This window comes from Flavobacterium yafengii (assembly GCF_030010375.1).
In the GTDB taxonomy this organism is placed as follows: domain Bacteria; phylum Bacteroidota; class Bacteroidia; order Flavobacteriales; family Flavobacteriaceae; genus Flavobacterium; species Flavobacterium yafengii.
Window position 1 is genome coordinate 38,623 of the sequence record NZ_JASCRY010000003.1, and the last position, 19,557, is coordinate 58,179.

Below are 19,557 nucleotides of genomic sequence, written 5' to 3' on the forward strand. Positions count from 1 at the left end.
GATTTATTTGAATTCTCTTTTAATTTCTTCCAATGATTTATTGGTAAAGATTAATTCATCTATGATTTTTTTTCTCAAAACATCTAAATCATCATAATCAAAATAGTTTGCCCATGAAGTCAGATTAAATAAATTTCGAACTTGCTTGATTCTTTTTATAGTTTCAAAACTGGTTCTAAGGATGGCTTTATTATCATAATTTGGATTCTTTTTATGTTGATAATTAACCGTTTTCTTCAGATAATTAGCTTCTAAATAATATAATTCCTCGTGAGCATTATCCGGATAAAAATTAATCCAAGGTGCAAAACCTAATTTTATTTTAGAATCTGTTTCCGGTTCCAATGGCTCTAAACGCCATTTACTGTTAGCCAATCGTCCCCAATGATTCGACAATCGATACATTCCTAGTTTAGTATAATAATATTTACTCCCTGATTTGCTGTCATATTGAAGTTCTAATCCATTTATACTGTCCAAAGACTCCTCATGAAAAATACAAAAAGTATTTTTGAAGGAATTAGGGTTGGGACGAAATATTTTTTCCATTAAACAAAGGTAATCAGAAAGTCTAAAATAGAACAAGACAAGTAATATTTGATTAACTTTGCCAACTAGAATTATTTTAAATAAATTGATTATGACCAAAGCTTCTGAAGAAAGAATGTTACAAAAAGGTGTTTACACCGGAATTATGGAAAAAGACGAGAACAACAACTTTTTTTGTGGTGAATATCTTTTAGACTATAAAATGGCCCAAAAACATACTGTTGGTGATTGGATTACAATAAAATCTATAATTGAAAATCCAAGCGATATCAGTTATAATAAATATCCAAAAAAATCAAAGAACTTCGATAAAGCCAATAATAAACCACAACAATAATATTTTTTAATCTTACCTTTTTTAAGAAAAAAAATAGAATCCAAATTATTTTTTTTGAATATTTTTTTGTCAGAAACTAAAAATTTAAAAAAAAGTGTACCTTTGCAAAAAATTTGTCGATTTTGAAATCAAATTACATTGATTTAATAGTAAAAGACAAGTAGTTACCTTATTTATGAAAAAAATAGTTGAATACCGCAAACTGCTAAATGTAGATAAAACTGCAGAGCTGAAAGATTTGAAAACGATTTATCGTAACGCGATGAAAGAAGCGCATCCTGACAAATTTCAGGGCGATGAAGCTGGATTGAAAGCTGCAGAAGAAAATAGTAAAAAAATCATTGAAGCATATCATTTTTTGGTAAGCATCAATCCTGAAACTCTTAAACAAAACTTACCTGAATATACTGAAACTATAGCAACTGCTACAATTTCAGACTATAAGTTTGTTGAAGGAAGATTGATTATTAATTTTTCAAATGGTAGTGTTTACGAATACATTAGTGTGCCTAAAGCAACTTATGTAAAAATGGTAAATGCTGATTCTCCTGGAAGATTTGCAAAAAGACATATCTTAAATTCTTTTACTTGGAGAAAAACAATCAACCAAGACTAGTTTTTACAAAATCAAAAAAATATCTAAGCATCCTTTATCCGGATGCTTTTTTTATTTTATAACTTCACATTATTTTTTCTAACTATTTTTAAAACAAATGATTACAATACTAAATCGTAAATTTTTAATCAAAATTTAAAAATAAAAAAACGATTGTTTAATTTAAAAAATACACATAAATAAAATACACAATACACCCTAATTAAGAATGAAAAATTATAACAAAAATTTAGGTTGCAAAATAATTTGTATTTTATATTTTTTAAATACTTTTGCAACCTTAACTTAATTAACTAAATTAATAATGAAAAAAATAATTTTATTACTTTCGGCTGCTGTTGTTTTAATTTCTTGTAGCAAAGTTGGCAAAGATGAATACATCATTTCAGGGACTGCAACAGGAATTGAAAATGGTAAAACAATTATCTTGGAAACGCAAGATGCTAACATGGGATTGATTGCTAAAGATACTGTGAAAGTTGAAAACGGTAAATTTGAAATGAAAGGAACAATCACTGAACCTGCTTTTTACACGATTCAATTAGAAGGAGCACAAGTTAAAATACCTTTCATATTAGAAAATGCAGAAGTAACTATCGCCATTAACAAAGACAGTATCCAAAAATCTAAAGTTTCGGGAACTTATAATAATGACGAATACGTAGCATTCAACGAAGAAATCACTAAAGTTCAAAAGAAACTTATGGATTTCCAAAACAAGAACATGAAAGCTATGGAAACTGCTCAACAAACTAAAGATACAGTTGTTATCAATAAGTTGATGCAAGAATTTTCTAAAATTCAAGAAGAAGTTGGTGTAGCTTCAAAAGCTAAATACGTAACTTATGCTGAAACACATCCTAAAGCATTCATTTCTGCTTTGATTATCCAAGGTATGTTAAATGATCCAACTGCTGATGTTGCAAAATCTGAAAAATTATACAACAGCTTAGAAGAGTCATTGAAAAAAACAAAACCGGGTATTGCTATCAAAGCTAAACTTGCTGAATTGAAAATGCCAGCTGTAGGAGCTGCTCCAGTTGCGCCAGCACCAGCTGCTGAAGGTAAATGAAGAACAGATTTTTCTGGTCCTAATCCTCAAGGGAAAACAATTTCTCTGAAAGAAAATTTAGGAAAGGTTACAATCGTTGATTTTTGGGCTTCATGGTGTGGACCTTGTAGACAAGAAAATCCAAATGTTGTAGCAATTTACAAAGAGTTACACAGCAAAGGTCTTAACATAATTGGCGTATCTTTAGATAAGGATGCCAAAGCTTGGAAAGATGCTATTGCAAAAGATAAGCTAACTTGGAATCATGTTTCAAATTTAAAATTTTGGGACGAACCAATAGCTGCTCAATATAAAGTAGAATCAATACCGGCTACTTTTATTCTGGATGCGTCAGGAAATGTAGTCGCAAAAGATTTAAGAGGTGATGCGCTTAGAGCAAAAGTTATTGAACTTCTAGCAAAATAATTGCATTTATACCTATAAAATAAAAAATCTCCCTAGTGGAGATTTTTTTATTTTATTCAATACCAATGCATTAAAAATAATAGTAAAATTAAGTGTAAAATTAGTTTGCAGAAACCAAAACTGTTTCTATATTTGCAACCGCTTACAACAAATAAGTGTTGTACTCAAAGGCTTCGGGGAGATACTCAAGCGGCCAACGAGAGTAGACTGTAAATCTGCTGTGTAAACTTCGCAGGTTCGAATCCTGCTCTCCCCACAAAAACTCTTCAAGTAATTGAAGAGTTTTTTTATTTACCCTAATTGATACTTTTATTACATTTAGGATATAGTTGATTTAAAAAAAAATCCCATCTCATTTTATCTGAGATAGGATTTTTAAAATATAATTTTCAGCTTCTTTATTCTAAAATAAAACTCACTGTCACATTAGCCGTAATATTGATTTCTCCTACTGCTAACGTTTGTCTTGGAGCACTAGCATCACTCATTTCCATAGTTTTCATTGCTGAATACATTGGCTGTGGAAAATACGTTTGTGAATTATCAGATATGGTCATGGCACGCCCTACTTTTTGTCCTAATACGGAAACATAATCTTCGGCTTTCAATTTTGCATCCTTCATCGCTAATTTTCTAGCTTCAGATTGATATTGGGCTAATTTTGAAGATTGAAAAGTAACATTATCAATTCTATTAATTCCTTGGTCTACTAACCCTTCCATCAATTCATCATATTTTGATAAATCTCTCAATAGAATTTCGATTGTTTGAGTGGCATTATAACTGTGTTTCTTTTTTTCATAATCGTATTGTGGATTCAATGAAACACGCTGCATTTTATAATCTGCCGGCGCCAAGTTCATTTTTTTTATAAACTTTAGAACAGCCTCTATCTTTTCATCATTTTGTTTTTTTACATCTTTGGCATTATTCCCTTTTGTTTCGACAGTTACTGCTATAGTAGCTTGATCCGGAATAACCTTTACTTTTCCTTCTCCGCTTACATTTATTTGAGGAACTTGTTTAACTTCTTGTCCATAAGACATTGAAATAAATAGAACAGACAGAATCAATAGTGCTTTTTTCATTTTTATATAATTTAATTGTTTGTACTAATTCCTTTTCAAAAGTTATGCCATTATAGTTTCCCCATTTTTTCCATCACGAAAAGAATGACTATTGGAATAGCCAATAATATCACCATCAAAGTATGATCTACTAATAAATTAGGCTCTTTTAGTAAAGTAATCAAATAACCTCCTACAGCACCTCCAAAATGGGCCGTATGACCAATGTTATCATTCTTAGCCTTCATACCATAAATAGAATACAACAAATAAAGGATTCCAAAAATGTACGCAGGCATTGGAATAACAAAAAAGATTCCCAACATCATGTCTGGCTGCAATAATATTGCCGAATATAAAACCCCCGTTACCGCTCCAGATGCTCCTACAGCTCTGTATCCATAATCATTTTTATGAAAAACCATTGTCAACAAACTTCCAAAAATTAAACTTCCGAAATAAACCAATATAAAGGAAAAATCACCCAAATAACTAATCACTACCGGCGCAAAAAACCAAAGTGTCAACATGTTAAAAATCAAATGGGTCATGTCAGCATGCAGAAAACCAGAGGATAACATCCTAATTTGTTCTCCTGAACGAATACTTCCAACATGGAATTCATATTTTCTAAAAAAAGAAAGGTCATTAAACCCTTTGTAACTAATTAAAACATTTACTACAATTATTGCTATTAAAACGGTATTCATAAAGTATATTTATTGTGAATTGTAAAGATAGTCATTCTCAAATACCGATACAGTAAGCTGTCAAAATTTATATCAGTCTATATTTTTGGCTTATATTTGCAAGAAAAATAACGGCATGCAATTTCTTGTTTTTATCTTAACTTTTCCGTTTTTATGGGTTATTTCCATTCTTCCATTCCGGATTTTCTATTGGTTTTCTGACTTCATTTATCTAATTGTTTATTATATCATTGGCTACCGCAAAAAAACTGTAAAGGAAAATTTAGCTTTGGCATTACCTCATCTTAGTGACAAGGAGCGTCTTGTAATCGAGAAAAAATCATACCACCATTTGTGCGATATGTTTTTAGAAATGATAAAAACGATGACAATTTCAGCGGATGAAATGAATAAAAGATTTGTTGTTACCAATATCGAATTGGTAAAAGAGTATGAAAACAAAGGCAAGAGCACTGTTTTATTAGCCTCTCATTACGCGAGTTGGGAGTGGTTATTGTCTATTAACCAGAAAACAAAATTTAAAGGGATAGGTGTTTATAAAAAAATTGCCAATAAATACTTTGATAAACTAATACGAGACATCCGATCCAAATACAATGCTGAGCTAGTGGAAACTAAAAAAGCGATTCCATTGATGGCAGAAAACCAAAAAAATGGAATTCTTAGTATGTATGGATTAGCTAGTGATCAATCTCCAAAATTAAACAGAGCTTTTCATTGGGATAAATTCATGGGCGTTGAAGTTCCTGTTCATACCGGTGCCGAAATGCTAGCCAAAAAATATGATTTGAATGTTCTTTTTGTAAAAGTAAAAAAAGTAAAAAGAGGTTTTTATGAAGCTACCTTTGTACCCATTACAGATAATCCCAGATCAATTCCTGATTTTGAAATTACCAATACCTTTTTACGAGAAGTAGAAAAACAAATTATGGAAGCTCCTGAATATTATTTCTGGACGCATAAAAGATGGAAACACAAAAGATAGTGTTCAGTAAAAAAAATCACATATTATAAACGCTATTGTTTATAATATGTGATTTTTTTAGTTTCTTAAAACGGCAACTCTTATAAAGAGAACCAGTTTTTTACCAATTCATCTTCTAAAGGTTGTGCATTCTTATTTATAAACTCATTGGTAGTTGAATTATAATCATAATCCAAAGCCCAAGTTTTATGGTTTTCAGCCAATGCTTTTATTCCATTACAAACAAATTCAATTTCAGCATTTGTAGTTGTAGGATGGATAGACATTCTAATCCAACCCGGTTTTCTGATTAAATCTCCAAGACTAATTTCATCAATTAATTTATGGGATGTTTCTTGATCTACGTGCAACAAAAAGTGACCGTAAGTTCCAGCACAACTGCAACCCCCACGAGTTTGAATTCCGAATTTATCATTCAGTAATTTCACGCCTAAGTTAAAATGCAAATCTTCCACAAAGAAAGAAATCACTCCTAACCTATCATGATGCTGTCCGGCAAGAATTTTAATATTGGAAATAGTTCCTAATTCTGAGAAAATATAATCCACTATTTCGTGCTCTCTTTTCAAGATATTTTCAATTCCCATTTGCTCTTTCAACTGAATCGCCAATGCTGTTTTAATTACCTGAAGAAAACCCGGAGTACCTCCATCTTCCCTATCTTCAATATTATCAATGTATTTATGTTCTCCCCAAGGATTCGTCCAACTTACCGTTCCTCCACCCGGATTATCAGGAACTAAATTTTGATATAATTTTTTATTAAAAACCAAAACGCCACAAGTCCCGGGTCCGCCAAGGAATTTATGCGGTGAAAAGAAAATGGCATCCAAATAACTTTCGGAATCTTCAGGATGCATATCAATTTTTACATAAGGACCTGAACAAGCAAAGTCTACGAAACAAAGTCCGTTGTTTTGATGCATTATTTTTGCCACTTCATGATACGGAGTTCTAATTCCCGTAACATTTGAACACGATGTAATCGAAGCAATTTTAAAAGGTCTTTCTTTATATTTTTCCAATAATAATTCCAGATTTTCTATGCTGAACAATCCGTCTTCAGAAGAAGGAATAACCTCAACATCGGCAATAGTTTCTAGCCAAGAAGTTTGATTAGAATGGTGTTCCATGTGCGAAATAAAAACAATTGGTTTCTTTTCGGCTGGAATAGTGATGAAATTTTTTAAGTTTTCGGGTACTTTTAAGCCTAAGATTCGTTGAAATTTATTGACAACTCCGGTCATTCCAGTACCATCGGTAATTAAAACATCGTCAGCACTTGCATTCACATGATGTTTAATAATGTGACGCGCCTGATGATACGCTTTAGTCATTGCAGTACCAGAAACTGTAGTTTCAGTATGGGTATTGGCCACAAAAGGACCAAATTGATTCATTAATTTTTCTTCAATAGGACGATACAAACGACCACTGGCTGTCCAATCCGTGTAAATAATTTGTTTATGACCGTAAGGAGATTCAAACCCTTGATCTATTCCGATTATGTTATTGCGAAACTGCTGAAAGTATTGCTCTAATTGTGTTGGCGCTTCTTTGGTAATCATTGTATGTCTAATTTGAGTTCAAAGATATTGATTTTTACTAAATAGTCTTTTTCAAATTTTGTTAATACTGATTTTTAAATAAATTTATAAACATGGTCCAAATGTAAAGTAGCTGACAAACTGTGATTTTCATTCGGTTTATATTTGATTAACGAATTAAAAAACATTTTAGCCATGAAAAAAATTGTTTTTCTACTACCGATTTTCTTGCTTTTTATTTCTTGTGAAGTTGAAGGCGATTTGACCCGTGATGCTGAGTTAAGCACCCCAATTCCTGAAAATACTCCTCCTGTGGCTACCGGTAATTTCATGCCAACCTCAGGAATTAAAGTTACCGGTTCTGCTAAAATTTATTTGAATGGAAATCAAAATGAAGTTCGATTGGAAGATTTCAGTGTTTCCAGTGGTCCCGATTTGAAAGTATATCTGTCTAAAAATGCCACCCCTACAGATTTTGTAAATTTGGGAAATTTGACATCTTCTACAGTGTATGCAATTCCAACTCAGGTTAATGTTTCAGCCTATAAATATGTACTGATTCACTGCCAACAATACAGTCATCTTTTTGCAGTGGCACAATTATCTCAAAATTAAAATCTGATTTATGAAAAAACTACTGCTAATTATCGCTATTGGAATATGCTCTAACTCCTTTGCGCAAGGCTGCAGCGATGCCGGAATTTGTTCCATAGGAAACGGTTTTCAAACTACAGATAAGGAATTAAAAAACGGAATTGAAGTAGGGACTATTTTTGGTGCCGGCGAAGCTGATGTCACTTATATTTCACCATATATCACCTATACCAGAACTATTAACGAACGATTGTCGCTAAGTTCTAAAATCACGTATTCCGTTGCAAATGGAAGTTTTGGTCAACGAGGTTCTTTTGGTGATGCCTATTTGATAGGAAATTACAATTGGAAACCAAAAACAAATACGCAATGGAGTTCTCTTTTGGGTTTTAAAATACCTTTTACGAGTTCAAATCTTAAAATAAATGAGTTTTCTCTTCCTTTGGACTATCAATCTAGTTTGGGAACTTTTGATTTGATTGCAGGATTGAATCTTAACTATAAAAAATGGGATTTTAATACGGCAGTCCAAATTCCCGTTTTCAATAACAATAAAAATTCGTATTTCAAGGAGTTTTCTGATACGGATGATTTTCCTTCCACTAATTTATTCGAAAGAAAATCAGATGCTTTGTTTCGAACAACATATACGTTTCAAACTCATAATAAAAAATTCACTTTTAAACCCAATGTATTATTCATTTACCATTTAGGAGAGGATAGTTTTGAAAATGCTTTTGGAAATAGAGAAACGATACAAAACTCTGATGGATTGACCATTAACGGAAATATAATTGGTGCGTATGCCATTAATACTAAAAACAGTATCGAATTATCTTTAGCCACACCGTTTGTAGTTCGAGAAGTTCGCCCAGACGGATTAACTAGAAAATTCACCGCAGGAATAATTTACAAAGTTTCTTTTTAAAAGATAAATTAGATTTTTTACTTTCGAAAATACATAAAAAAATGCCCAAGAAATTTTCTTGGGCATTCTATTTTTAAAACTATTTAGGATTATAAATCAAACCCTAATGAGAACTGCAATACTCTGTTTTGTGCTTTGCCTTCATCGTATAAATCTCCTAAACCTAAATGATAACGCACTCCTAAACTAATACCGGAATCCGTTTTAAAGCCTCCTCCAAAATTCATTCCCCAATCAAAATTATTAGGATCATATTCTTGTGAACCGCTAAAAAGTCCATCGTATTCTTCTTTGTGTGAAACTGCTAATCCAATTTGTGGACCCGCTTCCAAAAAGAAATTTTTAGAAGGATATGCTTTAAGCATTAATGGCAAGTTTATGTAATCTAATTTTTGGGTAAAAGTCCCACTGCTATTTGTTATTTCGTACCCTTGTTGAGAATACATTAATTCAGGTTGAATAGAAAAGCTTTCGCTAATAAAGGACTCGCCATAAACTCCTATATGAAAACCGTGTCGTTGTTCCGTTTCTCCATCTCCGTCAAAACTTACGGCTGCTAAATTATAACCTCCTTTTATTCCTCCATTCGATTTAGGAATAGTGTTGTCCTGTGCATTCATTGTTGCTATTACACCAAAGAATAAAGCTATTGTTATCTGTTTTATTTTCATCTGTTTCATGTTTTAATTATTCAAATTATACTTTTATTTCCCTCCATTGGCACGAAGGTCTGCAATACATTGCGCATCTAATTGTGGAGCGGTACCACCTGAAACCATATTTGAAATACCACCACCAGTTTCTGAAGACCAATACATTAAACACGTTTTTTCAATACAATGTTTTGGATGTTCTGCATCTTCGTGATTGCTTTGCAAGGCTGTACCAAGATTTGTCAATCCTAATATATGTCCAAATTCATGAGTAATTACTGTTGTTTCTAATAAACTTCTGTTGGGTTCAAATGGACTGTCACTTAAACCTTGAATAGTTTGTTCGAAAATCACAAAAGAAGTATTCCTGTAAGCCGTTCCAAGAATAACTGATGTATCAGTGTCTTTCGAAGATTTTCCATCTGCAAAAAATGCCCAAACCGCAATTTCATCAGAAGTGTTGTATTTTGTTCTGTTAGCATCTTCAATACTTACAATCTCTTCATTGGTATAAGGCGAATTTCCGGGAGATGGTATAGAACGTTTTATAACATTTATGCCATTTGGTTTATATGTTCTCGCTGTAAGAAAGTTTACAAAATTATTAATTGCAGTACTGCTTGGTTCAAAACCGACTACATATACCACTTCAATAACCATGCTCTTGAACTTTTTATCAGATAATAAATCGTTAGAAGAACTTCCTGTTTGCTGTTTATTCGTATTAGGATTTACTGCAACTGTGTTATCTATGGGATCATCTTCTTTTGAACAGGATGCTACTGAGAGGAATAAACCTATAGTCAGCAGAGTAAGTACTTTTTTCATTATTATCTTTATTATTAATTTAATTTATATAAGAACAGCTACACTATTTTAGGCAGCTGTTCTTACTAAACTACCAACTTAAATCCAGCTATATTTGTTTCAATACTAATGTTACCGCTGCATTAGTAGAACTTTGCAATGTGATTGTCGAAGCAGTAAAACTTGTTACTTTCCAAGTATTATTCAATAAAGTAAACGAAGCATTCCCTGAGAAATTTAGTTTTAGTAAAACATCCAATTCTGAGCTTACCGCATAAGTTCCATTCACAGTTGTATTCACTAGATTTATAGCGGTTACCGATAAATTATTTGCAAAATCTATTGTAAAATCTTTATAATTCGTTGCTGAATTTACTCCTGCACTTACGTATGAATCAACTTTAAACTTTCCGTTAACCAAGATTGTTTCTAATTTTTTTGAATTTTCAACTGCTACTGCCATTGCTGCTTCTGTTTTTAAAGATGCAGTAATAGCTGCTTGCAATTCAGCATCACTAGAAACCGTCATTTTTGTTCCATCGGCAATTGCCACTGAAATTGGGTACTTTACTGAAAATAATTCCGTGCTACTTACATTAGACATATACGTATATAATTGTTGTTCGGATGTGATCGCAATACTTCCTGTTTGTTGTAAACTTAAATTATACGTTAAAATTGTAATTGGGAAGGTGATATTTACCGAAGAAATAGCATCTTGACCAGAAGCTTCCGCTGATGTACATGCATTAAGAATAGCATTATACTCGGTTTGATTGGTAACGGTGGCCTCCGTATAATTACTTAATCTAATTTTTAAAGGAAATTGTAACACAACAGTATCTTGGTCATTGTTAAACTGTCCAAAAATAGAAATAACTTGTTGGTAGTCTAATTGACTTAGAATAGAAACCTGAACTCCATTTACTTTAGCGGTAACCGGTAACAAAATTGAAGAACATGATGCTCCGTCTAAGAAATCATCAAATGAACCATCGTACATCGAAGTACGTTTTAGATTACTTGTTGTAGTTGAATTAGCCGAATTTGTATTTGGATTTTCTCCTTCTACATCATCAATTTCACTTTGGCATGATGTAAATCCTAAGATAGCCATCAATGCAATTCCTGTAACAATTTTTAATTTTTTCATAATTTTCAAATTTAATGTATTTTTATATTTACAAGCGATGTTTTTAGCGCCTTTCTATTAGTAAGACAACTACGCTTATTTTTACCCTACCAAAATTTTAAAAAAAATATAAAATTTTACAAATAAATTCATAAAATACTACAAATCAACTAATTAAATTTTAAACTCTTTTTCATAAAAAAGCAATTGTAATTAACACAATTGCTTTTTGAAAAAATAATTTACATTTACAGCCTACAAAAAATGAATTAATACTCAATGAGCGACGAAAAAAGTACACTTTGCGAAGAAAATCACTTTAGAGACTTTTACTTAAAGCACGTGCAATCAGCAAATAATTTTGCGTATTACAAATGTGGTGATGATGAAGCTGCATTAGATCTGGTCCAAGATGCGTTTACCAAAATTTGGGAAAATTGTTCCAAAATTGACTTTAGTAAAGTCAAAACGTATTTGTTTACCAGCATTAATAATTTATTTCTAAATAACATAAAGCATCAAAAAGTGGTATTGAGGTACGCCAAAGATGCGCCTAACTTAGACACCAATAATCAAAGTCCCGAATATTTATTCGAAGAAGAAGAATTCAAACTTAAACTCACAAAAGCTATCGCATCATTAAGCGAAGCGCAGCGAGAAGTATTTTTATTGAATCGAATAGATGGAAAAAAATACAGAGAAATAGCTGAGTTACTCGATATCTCTCAAAAAACCGTAGAAAAAAGAATGTCTGGAGCACTACAAATTTTAAAAGCCCAAATAGAAAATATATAATTACATTTAGCTGTAGGGTAATTTAAAAGTTAGTTGTCTTATAAACATAGAGATATAAAATGAAAAACGAAAAAGAGATATTAAAATGGTTAAATAATGAGCTTTCAAGTAAAGAAATTAAAGATTTAAAACAATCTGAAGATTTGAAAACACTTGAAAAGATTGCTCATTATGCATCACAATTGGAAACTCCAAAAGTAGATGCCCATGCTGCTTTGGAAGCTTTTAAAGCCAGAAACCATTCAAAAAAGAAAACAAAAGTCAGAACTTTAAACTTCAAAGCATTCTATAGGGTTGCCGCTATTTTGGTCGTTATGTTAACCTCTGCTTATTTCTTATTTTTTAATAACATTACCTCTTTCGAAACTCAAATAGCACAAACAAAATCAGTCACGCTTCCGGATAACTCTGAAGTGATATTAAACTCCGCTTCGAAATTAAGTTTTAACCAAAAAAAATGGGCTGATAAAAGAGCTTTAACGTTAGAAGGAGAAGCTTATTTTAAGGTACAAAAAGGGCAAACTTTTAGTGTAAACACAACTGCGGGAGTCGTTACCGTTTTAGGAACACAATTTAACGTAAAAGAACGCAAAAACTATTTTGAAGTGAATTGTTACGAAGGTTTAGTGAGTGTAACATATAATAATGAAACTATTAAATTACCTCCTGGAAAAACCTTCCGAGTTATCAATGGCACAATCGAAAATATTGAAGATTTCAATGCCCAAAATCCTTCGTGGATTCAGCAAGAATCTAGCTTTAATAAGATTCCATTAGATCAGGTTATTGCAGAATTAGAGCGTCAATACGATATAAAAATTAAAGTGGAAGGTATCGATACTTCAAAACTCTTTACAGGAAGTTTTACACATACTGACAAAAAAATAGCGCTTCAGGCGGTTACAATTCCGCTTAAATTAAGTTACAAGATTGAAGGTAAAACTATTATATTTTACAACTATGGTGTTAAATAAATGGCTGATTTCTCTACTACTTTGCATTGGCAGTATTTGTTACGGACAAAATACAACTAAAAAAATACCTTTAAGTGAGGTTATTATTTCCCTCGAAAAACAATTTAATATTAAGTTTTCGTATGCCGTTGAAGATGTAGTCACCATTAAAATTGACAAACCAAATGCTTCTTTTACATTGCAAGAAACTATTGATTATCTAAACTCGAAAACACTTTTAAACTTTAAAGCTTTAGACGATCGGTATGTTACCGTTTCAGTGCTAAACAAAACAATATCAGTTTGCGGATTTGTTTCCGATGAAAAAAAATCTCGCTTAGTTGGCGCATCGGTTTTTGTAAACGATGTTGGAAGAAGCACAATAACAGATGAAAACGGTACATTTAAATTGCAGAATATTCCTATAAATGCAACGCTGACCATTTCCTATGTGGGTTTTGAATCCAGACAGTTTTCGGCTAACGAATTGTTTTCGGCACAAAACAATTGCAAGGAAATTGTTCTTTCCACAAAAAATGAAGAGTTGAATCAGGTTTTAATAAATGTTTACTTAACGCCCGGATTACAAAAATACCTAGATGGAAGCACCGTTTTAAATACTAAAAAATTCGGTATTCTTCCCGGATTAATAGACCCTGACATTTTGCAATCCATTCAAGCGCTTCCCGGTGTTGAAAGTACTAATGAAAGTATTGCTAACATCAACGTGCGCGGCGGAACTAACGATCAGAATTTAGTGCTTTGGGACAATATCAAAATGTATCATTCCGGTCATTTCTTCGGGTTAATATCAGCTTATAATCCAAATCTTACCAACAAAGTTATTGTCAGTAAAAACGGAACAAGTGCTGAATACAGTGATGGCGTTTCCAGTACGATTAATATGTACACGAAAGATTTGGTAACCAATACCTTTTCCGGTGGCGCAGGAATTAACTCCATTAGCGCCGATGCCTTTTTAGAAATTCCAATAACTAAAAAATTAGAGTTACATATTTCAGGACGTCGTTCTATTACTGATTTGTTTAGATCTCCTACGTACACTAAATACTTTGACCGAAGTTTTCAGGACACTGAAATCAATGCCGATAGCGACCAGCACGATACGTCTTCTGATTTTTATTTTTATGATTATACAGCTAAATTACTTTTTGATTTAAACGAAAAACATCAATTCAGAGCGAATATTATTGGTATCAATAACGCTTTGGATTATTCAGAACGTCTTACAAATTCAAACGAAACCCAATCTAAAACCAGTACTTTATCTCAGAAAAATATTGGTTACGGAGGAAATTGGAAAGCACAATGGAATTTAAAATTAAGCTCAAACTTCATCACTTACTTTTCCAGATATAATATTGATGCTAACGATTACAGAGTGGAAACGAATCAGCGCTTAACCGAAGCTAATGAAGTGCTGGAAACCGGAGTGAAATTAAATACCTATTACAAAACTAATGACAACTTAAATTTCTTGTTTGGGTACCAATTCAATGAAACGGGGATGTTAAATCAAACTACCGTTAGTGCTCCGTTTTACTCTAGTACCAAAAAAGATGTTTTATTGAACCACGCCTTATTTTCTGAAGTGGAATACAATAAAAACAATACCTATTTGAGAGTTGGATTGCGTTTGAATTATTTTCAAAAATTCGAAAAGCTTTTGGTCGAGCCAAGAATAAACATTCGACAAAAATTATCAGATCAATTTGCTTTAAAATTAGAAGCGGAATTTAAAAATCAATCTACTACTCAAATTGTAGATTTTGAAGATGATTTTTTAGGTGTCGAGAAAAGACGTTGGGTTTTAGTAACCGATAAAGACATTCCAATTGCAACGAGTAAACAAGGCTCTTTTGGTGTGGAATTCAATAAAAACAAACTAAATGTAGAAGCTACAGGGTTTTATAAGATAGTTGACGGCATCACGGCTTCTAATCAAGGTTTTTATAACAGCTTTCAGTTTAATAATGCGAATGGAAGTTACACCGCTAAAGGTTTAGAATTTTTGGCCAATAAAACAGCGCGTCAATATAGCGTTTGGGTGAGTTACACGTTTAGTACAAACGACTATGAATTTGATACTTTTACACCTTCAACATTTTCAAATAATGTAGACATAAGACATTCTGTATCGCTTGGTTTTTATTATGACATTCTTAAAAACCTAAAAATAGCTGTTGGTGGTATTTGGAGAAATGGTCAGCCGTATACAAAACCAATTGATGGGAATGAAACCGTTCAAAATGGAAATAATACTATGGTAAATTATGATTCACCAAACAGTCAAAACCTGGATAATTTCATGCGATTGGATGCTTCTTTGAATTATAATTTCAATCTGTCGGAATCTATTAAAGCTTCGTTTACTGCAGGTGTAATTAATGCTACCAATCAAGATAATGATATCAATCGCTATTACAAAGTCAATCCAAATGACTCGAATGATGCCGTTCAAGTAGATAATAAATCGCTGGGCTTAACGCCAAATGTAAGCTTTAGAGTGAATTTTTAATTCCAATTTTACTATATTCTAAAAAATAAAACCCTTTCAAAATAGAATTTGAAAGGGTTATTTTTATATATAAATGCGGAATTACAATCCAGCCACTGCTTTTATTTCATCAATAATTCTAAGTGCCAAAGCATCTGCTTTTTCTTGTGAAGCCGCTTCCGTATAAATACGAATAATTGGCTCCGTATTTGATTTTCTTAGGTGAACCCAATTTTCTGCAAAATCAATTTTCACACCGTCAATAGTGGTAATATCTTCATTTTTGTATTTCTCTGTCATGGCAACAAGAATCGCATCCACATCAATTTGCGGCGTCAATTCGATTTTGTTTTTGCTCATATAATATTCAGGATACGAAGCACGCAAAGCAGAAACTGTCATTTTTTTGTTGGCCAAATGGGTTAAAAACAACGCCACTCCCACCAAACTATCACGACCGTAATGCAATTCAGGATAAATGATTCCACCGTTTCCTTCTCCACCTATTACAGCATTATTCTTTTTCATCAACTCGACTACATTCACCTCGCCCACGGCACTTGCTTCGTAGCTTCCGTTATGTGCATTAGTCACATCACGCAACGCACGAGAAGACGACATATTCGAAACCGTATTCCCCGGTGTTTTACTCAATACATAATCGGCGCAAGCCACCAAAGTATATTCTTCACCAAACATTTCACCGTCTTCGCAAATGAAAGCCAAACGATCCACATCTGGATCCACAACGATTCCTAAATCGGCTTTTTCTTTAACAACCAATTCGGATATATCAGTCAAATGTTCTTTCAACGGTTCCGGATTATGAGGAAAATGTCCGTTTGGTTCACAATATAATTCTACTACTTCAACGCCCATTAATTCCAACAATCTTGGGATAATAATTCCACCCGAAGAATTTACACCATCCACTACCACTTTAAATTTAGCTGCTTTTACTGCATCAACATCTACCAAAGGTAAATTTAATACTTCGTCAATATGAATATCCATGTACGCATCGTTAATCATAATGGCACCTAAATCATCCACATCCGAGAAATCGAAAGCTTCCGCTTCTGCAATTTCAAGAATTTTAAGTCCTTCTTCGCCATTCAAGAATTCTCCTTTTTCGTTCAATAATTTCAAGGCATTCCATTGTTTTGGATTGTGAGAAGCAGTAAGGATAATTCCACCTTCGGCTTTTTCTAACGGAACAGCAACTTCAACAGTTGGTGTTGTTGAAAGACCTAAATCAATCACATCAATTCCTAAACCAATTAAAGTATTTACCACCAAATTGTGAATCATTGGTCCCGAAATACGGGCATCACGACCTACAACAACAGTGATTTTTTCTTTTCCAATATATTTTTTCAACCAAGTTCCATACGCCGAAGCAAATTTAACTGCATCAACAGGTGTCAGGTTATCCCCTACTTTACCTCCTATTGTTCCACGAATTCCCGATATTGATTTTATTAAAGTCATTGATTATTATTTTAAATTTTGAATTATAAATTTTAAATTGCTCACAAATATAATAATTGACGGTTTATAAAAGTCATTTAGAAATCAAAATTCATCATTTAAATTCCTAAATTAGGCGAATGAATTTTTTAGCACACATCTATCTTTCCGGTGACAATGATTTAATCAAAATTGGCAATTTCATGGCCGATGGAATTCGGGGGAAACATTTTGAAAGTTATCCTTTAGAAATTCAAAAAGGAATCATTCTGCACCGCGCCATTGACACTTTTACCGACGCGCATCCCATTTTTAGACAAAGCACCAAAAAACTACATGAAAAATACCATCATTATGCAGGTGTAATTGTAGATGTTTTTTATGATCATTTTTTGGCTAAAAACTGGAACACGTATTCCGATGAAAAACTGGAAGAATTTGTAGAACGCTTTTATCAATCTTTGCATAATAATCCTGATATTTTATCCGATAGAACCAAAGGAATGATGCCCTACATGATTGAACACAATTGGCTGGTGAGTTATCAAACGGTGGACGGAATTAATCGGATTTTGACGCAAATGGATCAACGTACCAAAAACGAATCTAAAATGCGATTTGCCACTAATGAACTTTCTGAATTTTATCTCCAATTTGAAGAGGAATTCACCAATTTCTTTCAAGAATTAATCCTATTTTCGAATACTAAAATAATCACTTTATGAAAAAAATACTTTTTCTGCTTGCCTTTGCCGTTTTGGGTTGCAAATCGAATGAAAAAACTGTTGAACCAACTGGTTTAGTAACTTCAAAAGCTATGGTCGTTTCTGCTCGTGAAGAAGCTTCGCAAATTGGAGTTGAAATCATGAAAAAAGGCGGAAACGCTTTTGATGCCATGGTTGCCACGGAACTGGCATTAGCGGTTTCACATCCACAGGCAGGAAATATTGGCGGTGGCGGTTTCATGGTTTTCAGAAAAGCCAATGGCGAAACTGGAGCAATCGATTATAGAGAAAAAGCACCTTTGGCAGCGTCTAAAGATATGTTTCTGGACGAAAAAGGAAATGTTATAGAAGGAAAAAGTAGAGAAACCGCATTGGCTTCAGGAATTCCGGGTACCATTGCAGGAATATTTGAAGTGCATAAAAAATATGGCTCTTTACCCATAAGCGAAATTCTGAAACCTGTAATTGCCTTGGCCGAAAGAGGTGTTGTTGTCACTAAATTTCAAGCCGAAAGTTTGGCTTATTACAGAGCTTCCTTTATAAAAAGCAATGGTAAGAACAGTTTGTTTTCTAAAGCATATAAAGAAAATGATACCATAAAATATACCGCATTAGCAGCAACATTAAAACGAATTGCGGAAAACGGACAGGATGAGTTTTATAAAGGGGAAACTGCTCAAAAATTAGTTGCTTTTCTTGCTAAAAAAGGCGGAAATGCAACATTAGAAGATTTAAACAGTTATAATGCCAAATGGAGAACTCCAATTACTTTTCAGTATAAAAATTTAAAAATCACTTCGATGTCTCCACCAAGCAGTGGCGGAATTTGCTTGAATCAAATCATGAAAATGATTGAGCCTTTCAACCTTTCACAAATGGGACACAACAACATAAAAACGATTCAAGTAATTACAGAAGCAGAACGAAGAGCCTATGCTGACAGGAATTACTTTTTAGGTGATCCAGATTTTGTAAAACTTCCTATAAAAGAATTACTAAGTCCATCCTATTTAGAAAAAAGAATGAGTGATTTTTCATTCGATACTGCTTCTAAGTCTTCGGATATTGCCCACGGAGCAATCAAAGGATATGAAAGCAACCAAACTACGCATTATTCTATTGTAGATTCAAAAGGAAATGCTGTTTCGGCAACAACTACTTTAAATGATAATTATGGTTCTAAAATATATTGCGATGAATTGGGTTTCTTTTTGAATAATCAAATGGATGATTTCAGTGCCAAACCGGGAGTTCCAAATTTATACGGATTAACTGGAAGTGAAGCCAACGGCATTGCTCCTGGAAAAAGAATGTTGAGTTCCATGACGCCAACGATTGTAGAGAAAGACGATAAACTTTTCATGGTTGTAGGAACGCCGGGAGGTTCCACCATTATCACATCGGTTTTACAAACGATATTAAATGTGTTTGAATTTGATATGAGCATGCAAGAAGCCGTAAATGCACCCCGTTTTCACCATCAATGGCTGCCGGATGAAATTACTTTTGAACCCAATTCTTTCGATACAGAATTATTAACCAATTTGAAGAAAAAAGGATACATAATCAATGAAAAAAATAAAGAAATCATTGGTGAAGTTGATGCTGTTTTGGTTCTTCCAAATGGGAAATTGGAAGGTGGCGCAGACAAAAGAGGTGATAATAAAGCCGTTGGTTTTTAAATTTTATAGTAT

Annotated in this window: 19 protein-coding genes, 1 tRNA gene and 1 pseudogene; 13 read left to right on the forward strand and 8 right to left on the reverse strand. The window is 32.9% G+C overall.

What is annotated here, in order from left to right:
* Positions 1-3: 3 nt before the first annotated feature.
* Entirely contained in the window at positions 4-549 is a 546-nt protein-coding gene (locus tag QLS97_RS10490; protein WP_282716533.1) for a hypothetical protein, read from the reverse strand.
* 91 nt (positions 550-640) lie between these two features.
* Between QLS97_RS10490 and QLS97_RS10495 the strand changes: the two genes are divergently transcribed.
* The 5 genes and pseudogenes from QLS97_RS10495 (at position 641) to QLS97_RS10515 (ending at position 3,235) form a co-directional block, all read left to right on the forward strand.
* Positions 641-886, forward strand: a complete 246-nt coding sequence (locus tag QLS97_RS10495; RefSeq protein ID WP_035672083.1) for a hypothetical protein — start codon at positions 641-643, stop codon at positions 884-886.
* 175 nt (positions 887-1,061) lie between these two features.
* Complete coding sequence (locus QLS97_RS10500; protein WP_196851061.1) at positions 1,062-1,502, forward strand: KTSC domain-containing protein; 441 nt, start codon at positions 1,062-1,064, stop codon at positions 1,500-1,502.
* A gap of 304 nt (positions 1,503-1,806) precedes the next feature.
* The gene (locus QLS97_RS10505) at positions 1,807-2,574 is read left to right on the forward strand and encodes a DUF4369 domain-containing protein (protein ID WP_282716545.1); all 768 of its coding nucleotides are present in this window, start codon (positions 1,807-1,809) and stop codon (positions 2,572-2,574) included.
* An 18-nt stretch (positions 2,575-2,592) separates the two neighbouring features.
* Positions 2,593-2,979: pseudogene (locus tag QLS97_RS10510) on the forward strand (TlpA family protein disulfide reductase); the annotation flags it as partial.
* 175 nt (positions 2,980-3,154) lie between these two features.
* Positions 3,155-3,235 (forward strand) — tRNA-Tyr (locus QLS97_RS10515).
* 142 nt (positions 3,236-3,377) lie between these two features.
* On the opposite strand, the gene QLS97_RS10520 is transcribed toward QLS97_RS10515, so the two are convergent.
* Both QLS97_RS10520 and QLS97_RS10525 read right to left on the reverse strand, forming a co-directional pair.
* Entirely contained in the window at positions 3,378-4,067 is a 690-nt protein-coding gene (locus QLS97_RS10520) for an SIMPL domain-containing protein (protein ID WP_282716546.1), read from the reverse strand.
* A 50-nt stretch (positions 4,068-4,117) separates the two neighbouring features.
* Complete coding sequence (locus QLS97_RS10525; protein ID WP_282716547.1) at positions 4,118-4,756, reverse strand: rhomboid family intramembrane serine protease; 639 nt, start codon at positions 4,754-4,756, stop codon at positions 4,118-4,120.
* A 115-nt stretch (positions 4,757-4,871) separates the two neighbouring features.
* Between QLS97_RS10525 and QLS97_RS10530 the strand changes: the two genes are divergently transcribed.
* The gene (locus QLS97_RS10530) at positions 4,872-5,741 is read left to right on the forward strand and encodes a lysophospholipid acyltransferase family protein (RefSeq protein ID WP_282716549.1); all 870 of its coding nucleotides are present in this window, start codon (positions 4,872-4,874) and stop codon (positions 5,739-5,741) included.
* An 80-nt stretch (positions 5,742-5,821) separates the two neighbouring features.
* Here QLS97_RS10530 and QLS97_RS10535 read toward each other — a convergent pair whose 3' ends face one another.
* Positions 5,822-7,309: an aminotransferase class V-fold PLP-dependent enzyme gene (locus tag QLS97_RS10535; RefSeq protein WP_282716551.1), complete on the reverse strand. Its 1,488-nt coding sequence runs from the start codon at positions 7,307-7,309 to the stop codon at positions 5,822-5,824.
* 174 nt (positions 7,310-7,483) lie between these two features.
* Between QLS97_RS10535 and QLS97_RS10540 the strand changes: the two genes are divergently transcribed.
* Together QLS97_RS10540 and QLS97_RS10545 are read left to right on the forward strand one after the other, a co-directional pair.
* Entirely contained in the window at positions 7,484-7,903 is a 420-nt protein-coding gene (locus tag QLS97_RS10540) for a DM13 domain-containing protein (protein WP_282716553.1), read from the forward strand.
* 10 nt (positions 7,904-7,913) lie between these two features.
* On the forward strand, positions 7,914-8,810 hold the full coding sequence (locus QLS97_RS10545) for a hypothetical protein (protein ID WP_282716555.1): 897 nt from the start codon (positions 7,914-7,916) through the stop codon (positions 8,808-8,810).
* 89 nt (positions 8,811-8,899) lie between these two features.
* Here QLS97_RS10545 and QLS97_RS10550 read toward each other — a convergent pair whose 3' ends face one another.
* From QLS97_RS10550 to QLS97_RS10560, 3 genes are all read right to left on the reverse strand, one after another.
* On the reverse strand, positions 8,900-9,481 hold the full coding sequence (locus tag QLS97_RS10550) for a porin family protein (protein ID WP_282716557.1): 582 nt from the start codon (positions 9,479-9,481) through the stop codon (positions 8,900-8,902).
* 33 nt (positions 9,482-9,514) lie between these two features.
* Positions 9,515-10,291, reverse strand: a complete 777-nt coding sequence (locus QLS97_RS10555) for a membrane metalloprotease (protein ID WP_282716559.1) — start codon at positions 10,289-10,291, stop codon at positions 9,515-9,517.
* An 88-nt stretch (positions 10,292-10,379) separates the two neighbouring features.
* On the reverse strand, positions 10,380-11,423 hold the full coding sequence (locus tag QLS97_RS10560) for a hypothetical protein (RefSeq protein WP_282716561.1): 1,044 nt from the start codon (positions 11,421-11,423) through the stop codon (positions 10,380-10,382).
* A gap of 258 nt (positions 11,424-11,681) precedes the next feature.
* On the opposite strand from QLS97_RS10560, the gene QLS97_RS10565 reads away from it, so the two are divergent.
* The 3 genes from QLS97_RS10565 to QLS97_RS10575 are packed head-to-tail and all read left to right on the forward strand — an operon-like array spanning position 11,682 to position 15,689.
* The gene (locus QLS97_RS10565; protein WP_282716563.1) at positions 11,682-12,197 is read left to right on the forward strand and encodes an RNA polymerase sigma factor; all 516 of its coding nucleotides are present in this window, start codon (positions 11,682-11,684) and stop codon (positions 12,195-12,197) included.
* Between the two features lie 59 nt (positions 12,198-12,256).
* Positions 12,257-13,171 (forward strand): FecR family protein, encoded by a 915-nt coding sequence (locus tag QLS97_RS10570; protein WP_282716565.1) that lies wholly within the window; start codon positions 12,257-12,259, stop codon positions 13,169-13,171.
* Entirely contained in the window at positions 13,158-15,689 is a 2,532-nt protein-coding gene (locus QLS97_RS10575) for a TonB-dependent receptor plug domain-containing protein (protein WP_282716567.1), read from the forward strand. The genes QLS97_RS10570 and QLS97_RS10575 overlap by 14 nt, the downstream gene beginning before the upstream one ends.
* Positions 15,690-15,770: 81 nt before the next feature.
* On the opposite strand, the gene glmM is transcribed toward QLS97_RS10575, so the two are convergent.
* Positions 15,771-17,159 (reverse strand): phosphoglucosamine mutase, encoded by a 1,389-nt coding sequence (glmM, locus tag QLS97_RS10580; RefSeq protein WP_282716569.1) that lies wholly within the window; start codon positions 17,157-17,159, stop codon positions 15,771-15,773.
* Positions 17,160-17,278: 119 nt separating this feature from the next.
* Here glmM and QLS97_RS10585 point away from each other — a divergent pair, with 119 nt between their 5' ends.
* Positions 17,279-17,863 (forward strand): acyl carrier protein phosphodiesterase, encoded by a 585-nt coding sequence (locus QLS97_RS10585; protein ID WP_282716570.1) that lies wholly within the window; start codon positions 17,279-17,281, stop codon positions 17,861-17,863.
* Entirely contained in the window at positions 17,860-19,545 is a 1,686-nt protein-coding gene (gene ggt, locus QLS97_RS10590; RefSeq protein ID WP_282716572.1) for a gamma-glutamyltransferase, read from the forward strand. The genes QLS97_RS10585 and ggt overlap by 4 nt, the downstream gene beginning before the upstream one ends.
* The last annotated feature ends 12 nt before the right edge of the window (positions 19,546-19,557 follow it).

What these genes read in the sequence shown, in the direction of transcription:
- QLS97_RS10490 (WP_282716533.1), bottom strand. Translation starts at nt 549, where the DNA reads ATGGAAAAAATATTTCGTCCCAACCCTAATTCCTTCAAAAATACTTTT.
- ggt (WP_282716572.1), top strand. Translation starts at nt 17,860, where the DNA reads ATGAAAAAAATACTTTTTCTGCTTGCCTTTGCCGTTTTGGGTTGCAAA.
- QLS97_RS10540 (WP_282716553.1), top strand. Translation starts at nt 7,484, where the DNA reads ATGAAAAAAATTGTTTTTCTACTACCGATTTTCTTGCTTTTTATTTCT.
- QLS97_RS10570 (WP_282716565.1), top strand. Translation starts at nt 12,257, where the DNA reads ATGAAAAACGAAAAAGAGATATTAAAATGGTTAAATAATGAGCTTTCA.
- QLS97_RS10545 (WP_282716555.1), top strand. Translation starts at nt 7,914, where the DNA reads ATGAAAAAACTACTGCTAATTATCGCTATTGGAATATGCTCTAACTCC.
- QLS97_RS10575 (WP_282716567.1), top strand. Translation starts at nt 13,158, where the DNA reads ATGGTGTTAAATAAATGGCTGATTTCTCTACTACTTTGCATTGGCAGT.
- QLS97_RS10565 (WP_282716563.1), top strand. Translation starts at nt 11,682, where the DNA reads ATGAGCGACGAAAAAAGTACACTTTGCGAAGAAAATCACTTTAGAGAC.
- QLS97_RS10520 (WP_282716546.1), bottom strand. Translation starts at nt 4,067, where the DNA reads ATGAAAAAAGCACTATTGATTCTGTCTGTTCTATTTATTTCAATGTCT.
- glmM (WP_282716569.1), bottom strand. Translation starts at nt 17,159, where the DNA reads ATGACTTTAATAAAATCAATATCGGGAATTCGTGGAACAATAGGAGGT.
- QLS97_RS10505 (WP_282716545.1), top strand. Translation starts at nt 1,807, where the DNA reads ATGAAAAAAATAATTTTATTACTTTCGGCTGCTGTTGTTTTAATTTCT.
- QLS97_RS10555 (WP_282716559.1), bottom strand. Translation starts at nt 10,291, where the DNA reads ATGAAAAAAGTACTTACTCTGCTGACTATAGGTTTATTCCTCTCAGTA.
- QLS97_RS10525 (WP_282716547.1), bottom strand. Translation starts at nt 4,756, where the DNA reads ATGAATACCGTTTTAATAGCAATAATTGTAGTAAATGTTTTAATTAGT.
- QLS97_RS10585 (WP_282716570.1), top strand. Translation starts at nt 17,279, where the DNA reads ATGAATTTTTTAGCACACATCTATCTTTCCGGTGACAATGATTTAATC.
- QLS97_RS10500 (WP_196851061.1), top strand. Translation starts at nt 1,062, where the DNA reads ATGAAAAAAATAGTTGAATACCGCAAACTGCTAAATGTAGATAAAACT.
- QLS97_RS10495 (WP_035672083.1), top strand. Translation starts at nt 641, where the DNA reads ATGACCAAAGCTTCTGAAGAAAGAATGTTACAAAAAGGTGTTTACACC.
- QLS97_RS10560 (WP_282716561.1), bottom strand. Translation starts at nt 11,423, where the DNA reads ATGAAAAAATTAAAAATTGTTACAGGAATTGCATTGATGGCTATCTTA.
- QLS97_RS10530 (WP_282716549.1), top strand. Translation starts at nt 4,872, where the DNA reads ATGCAATTTCTTGTTTTTATCTTAACTTTTCCGTTTTTATGGGTTATT.
- QLS97_RS10535 (WP_282716551.1), bottom strand. Translation starts at nt 7,309, where the DNA reads ATGATTACCAAAGAAGCGCCAACACAATTAGAGCAATACTTTCAGCAG.
- QLS97_RS10550 (WP_282716557.1), bottom strand. Translation starts at nt 9,481, where the DNA reads ATGAAAATAAAACAGATAACAATAGCTTTATTCTTTGGTGTAATAGCA.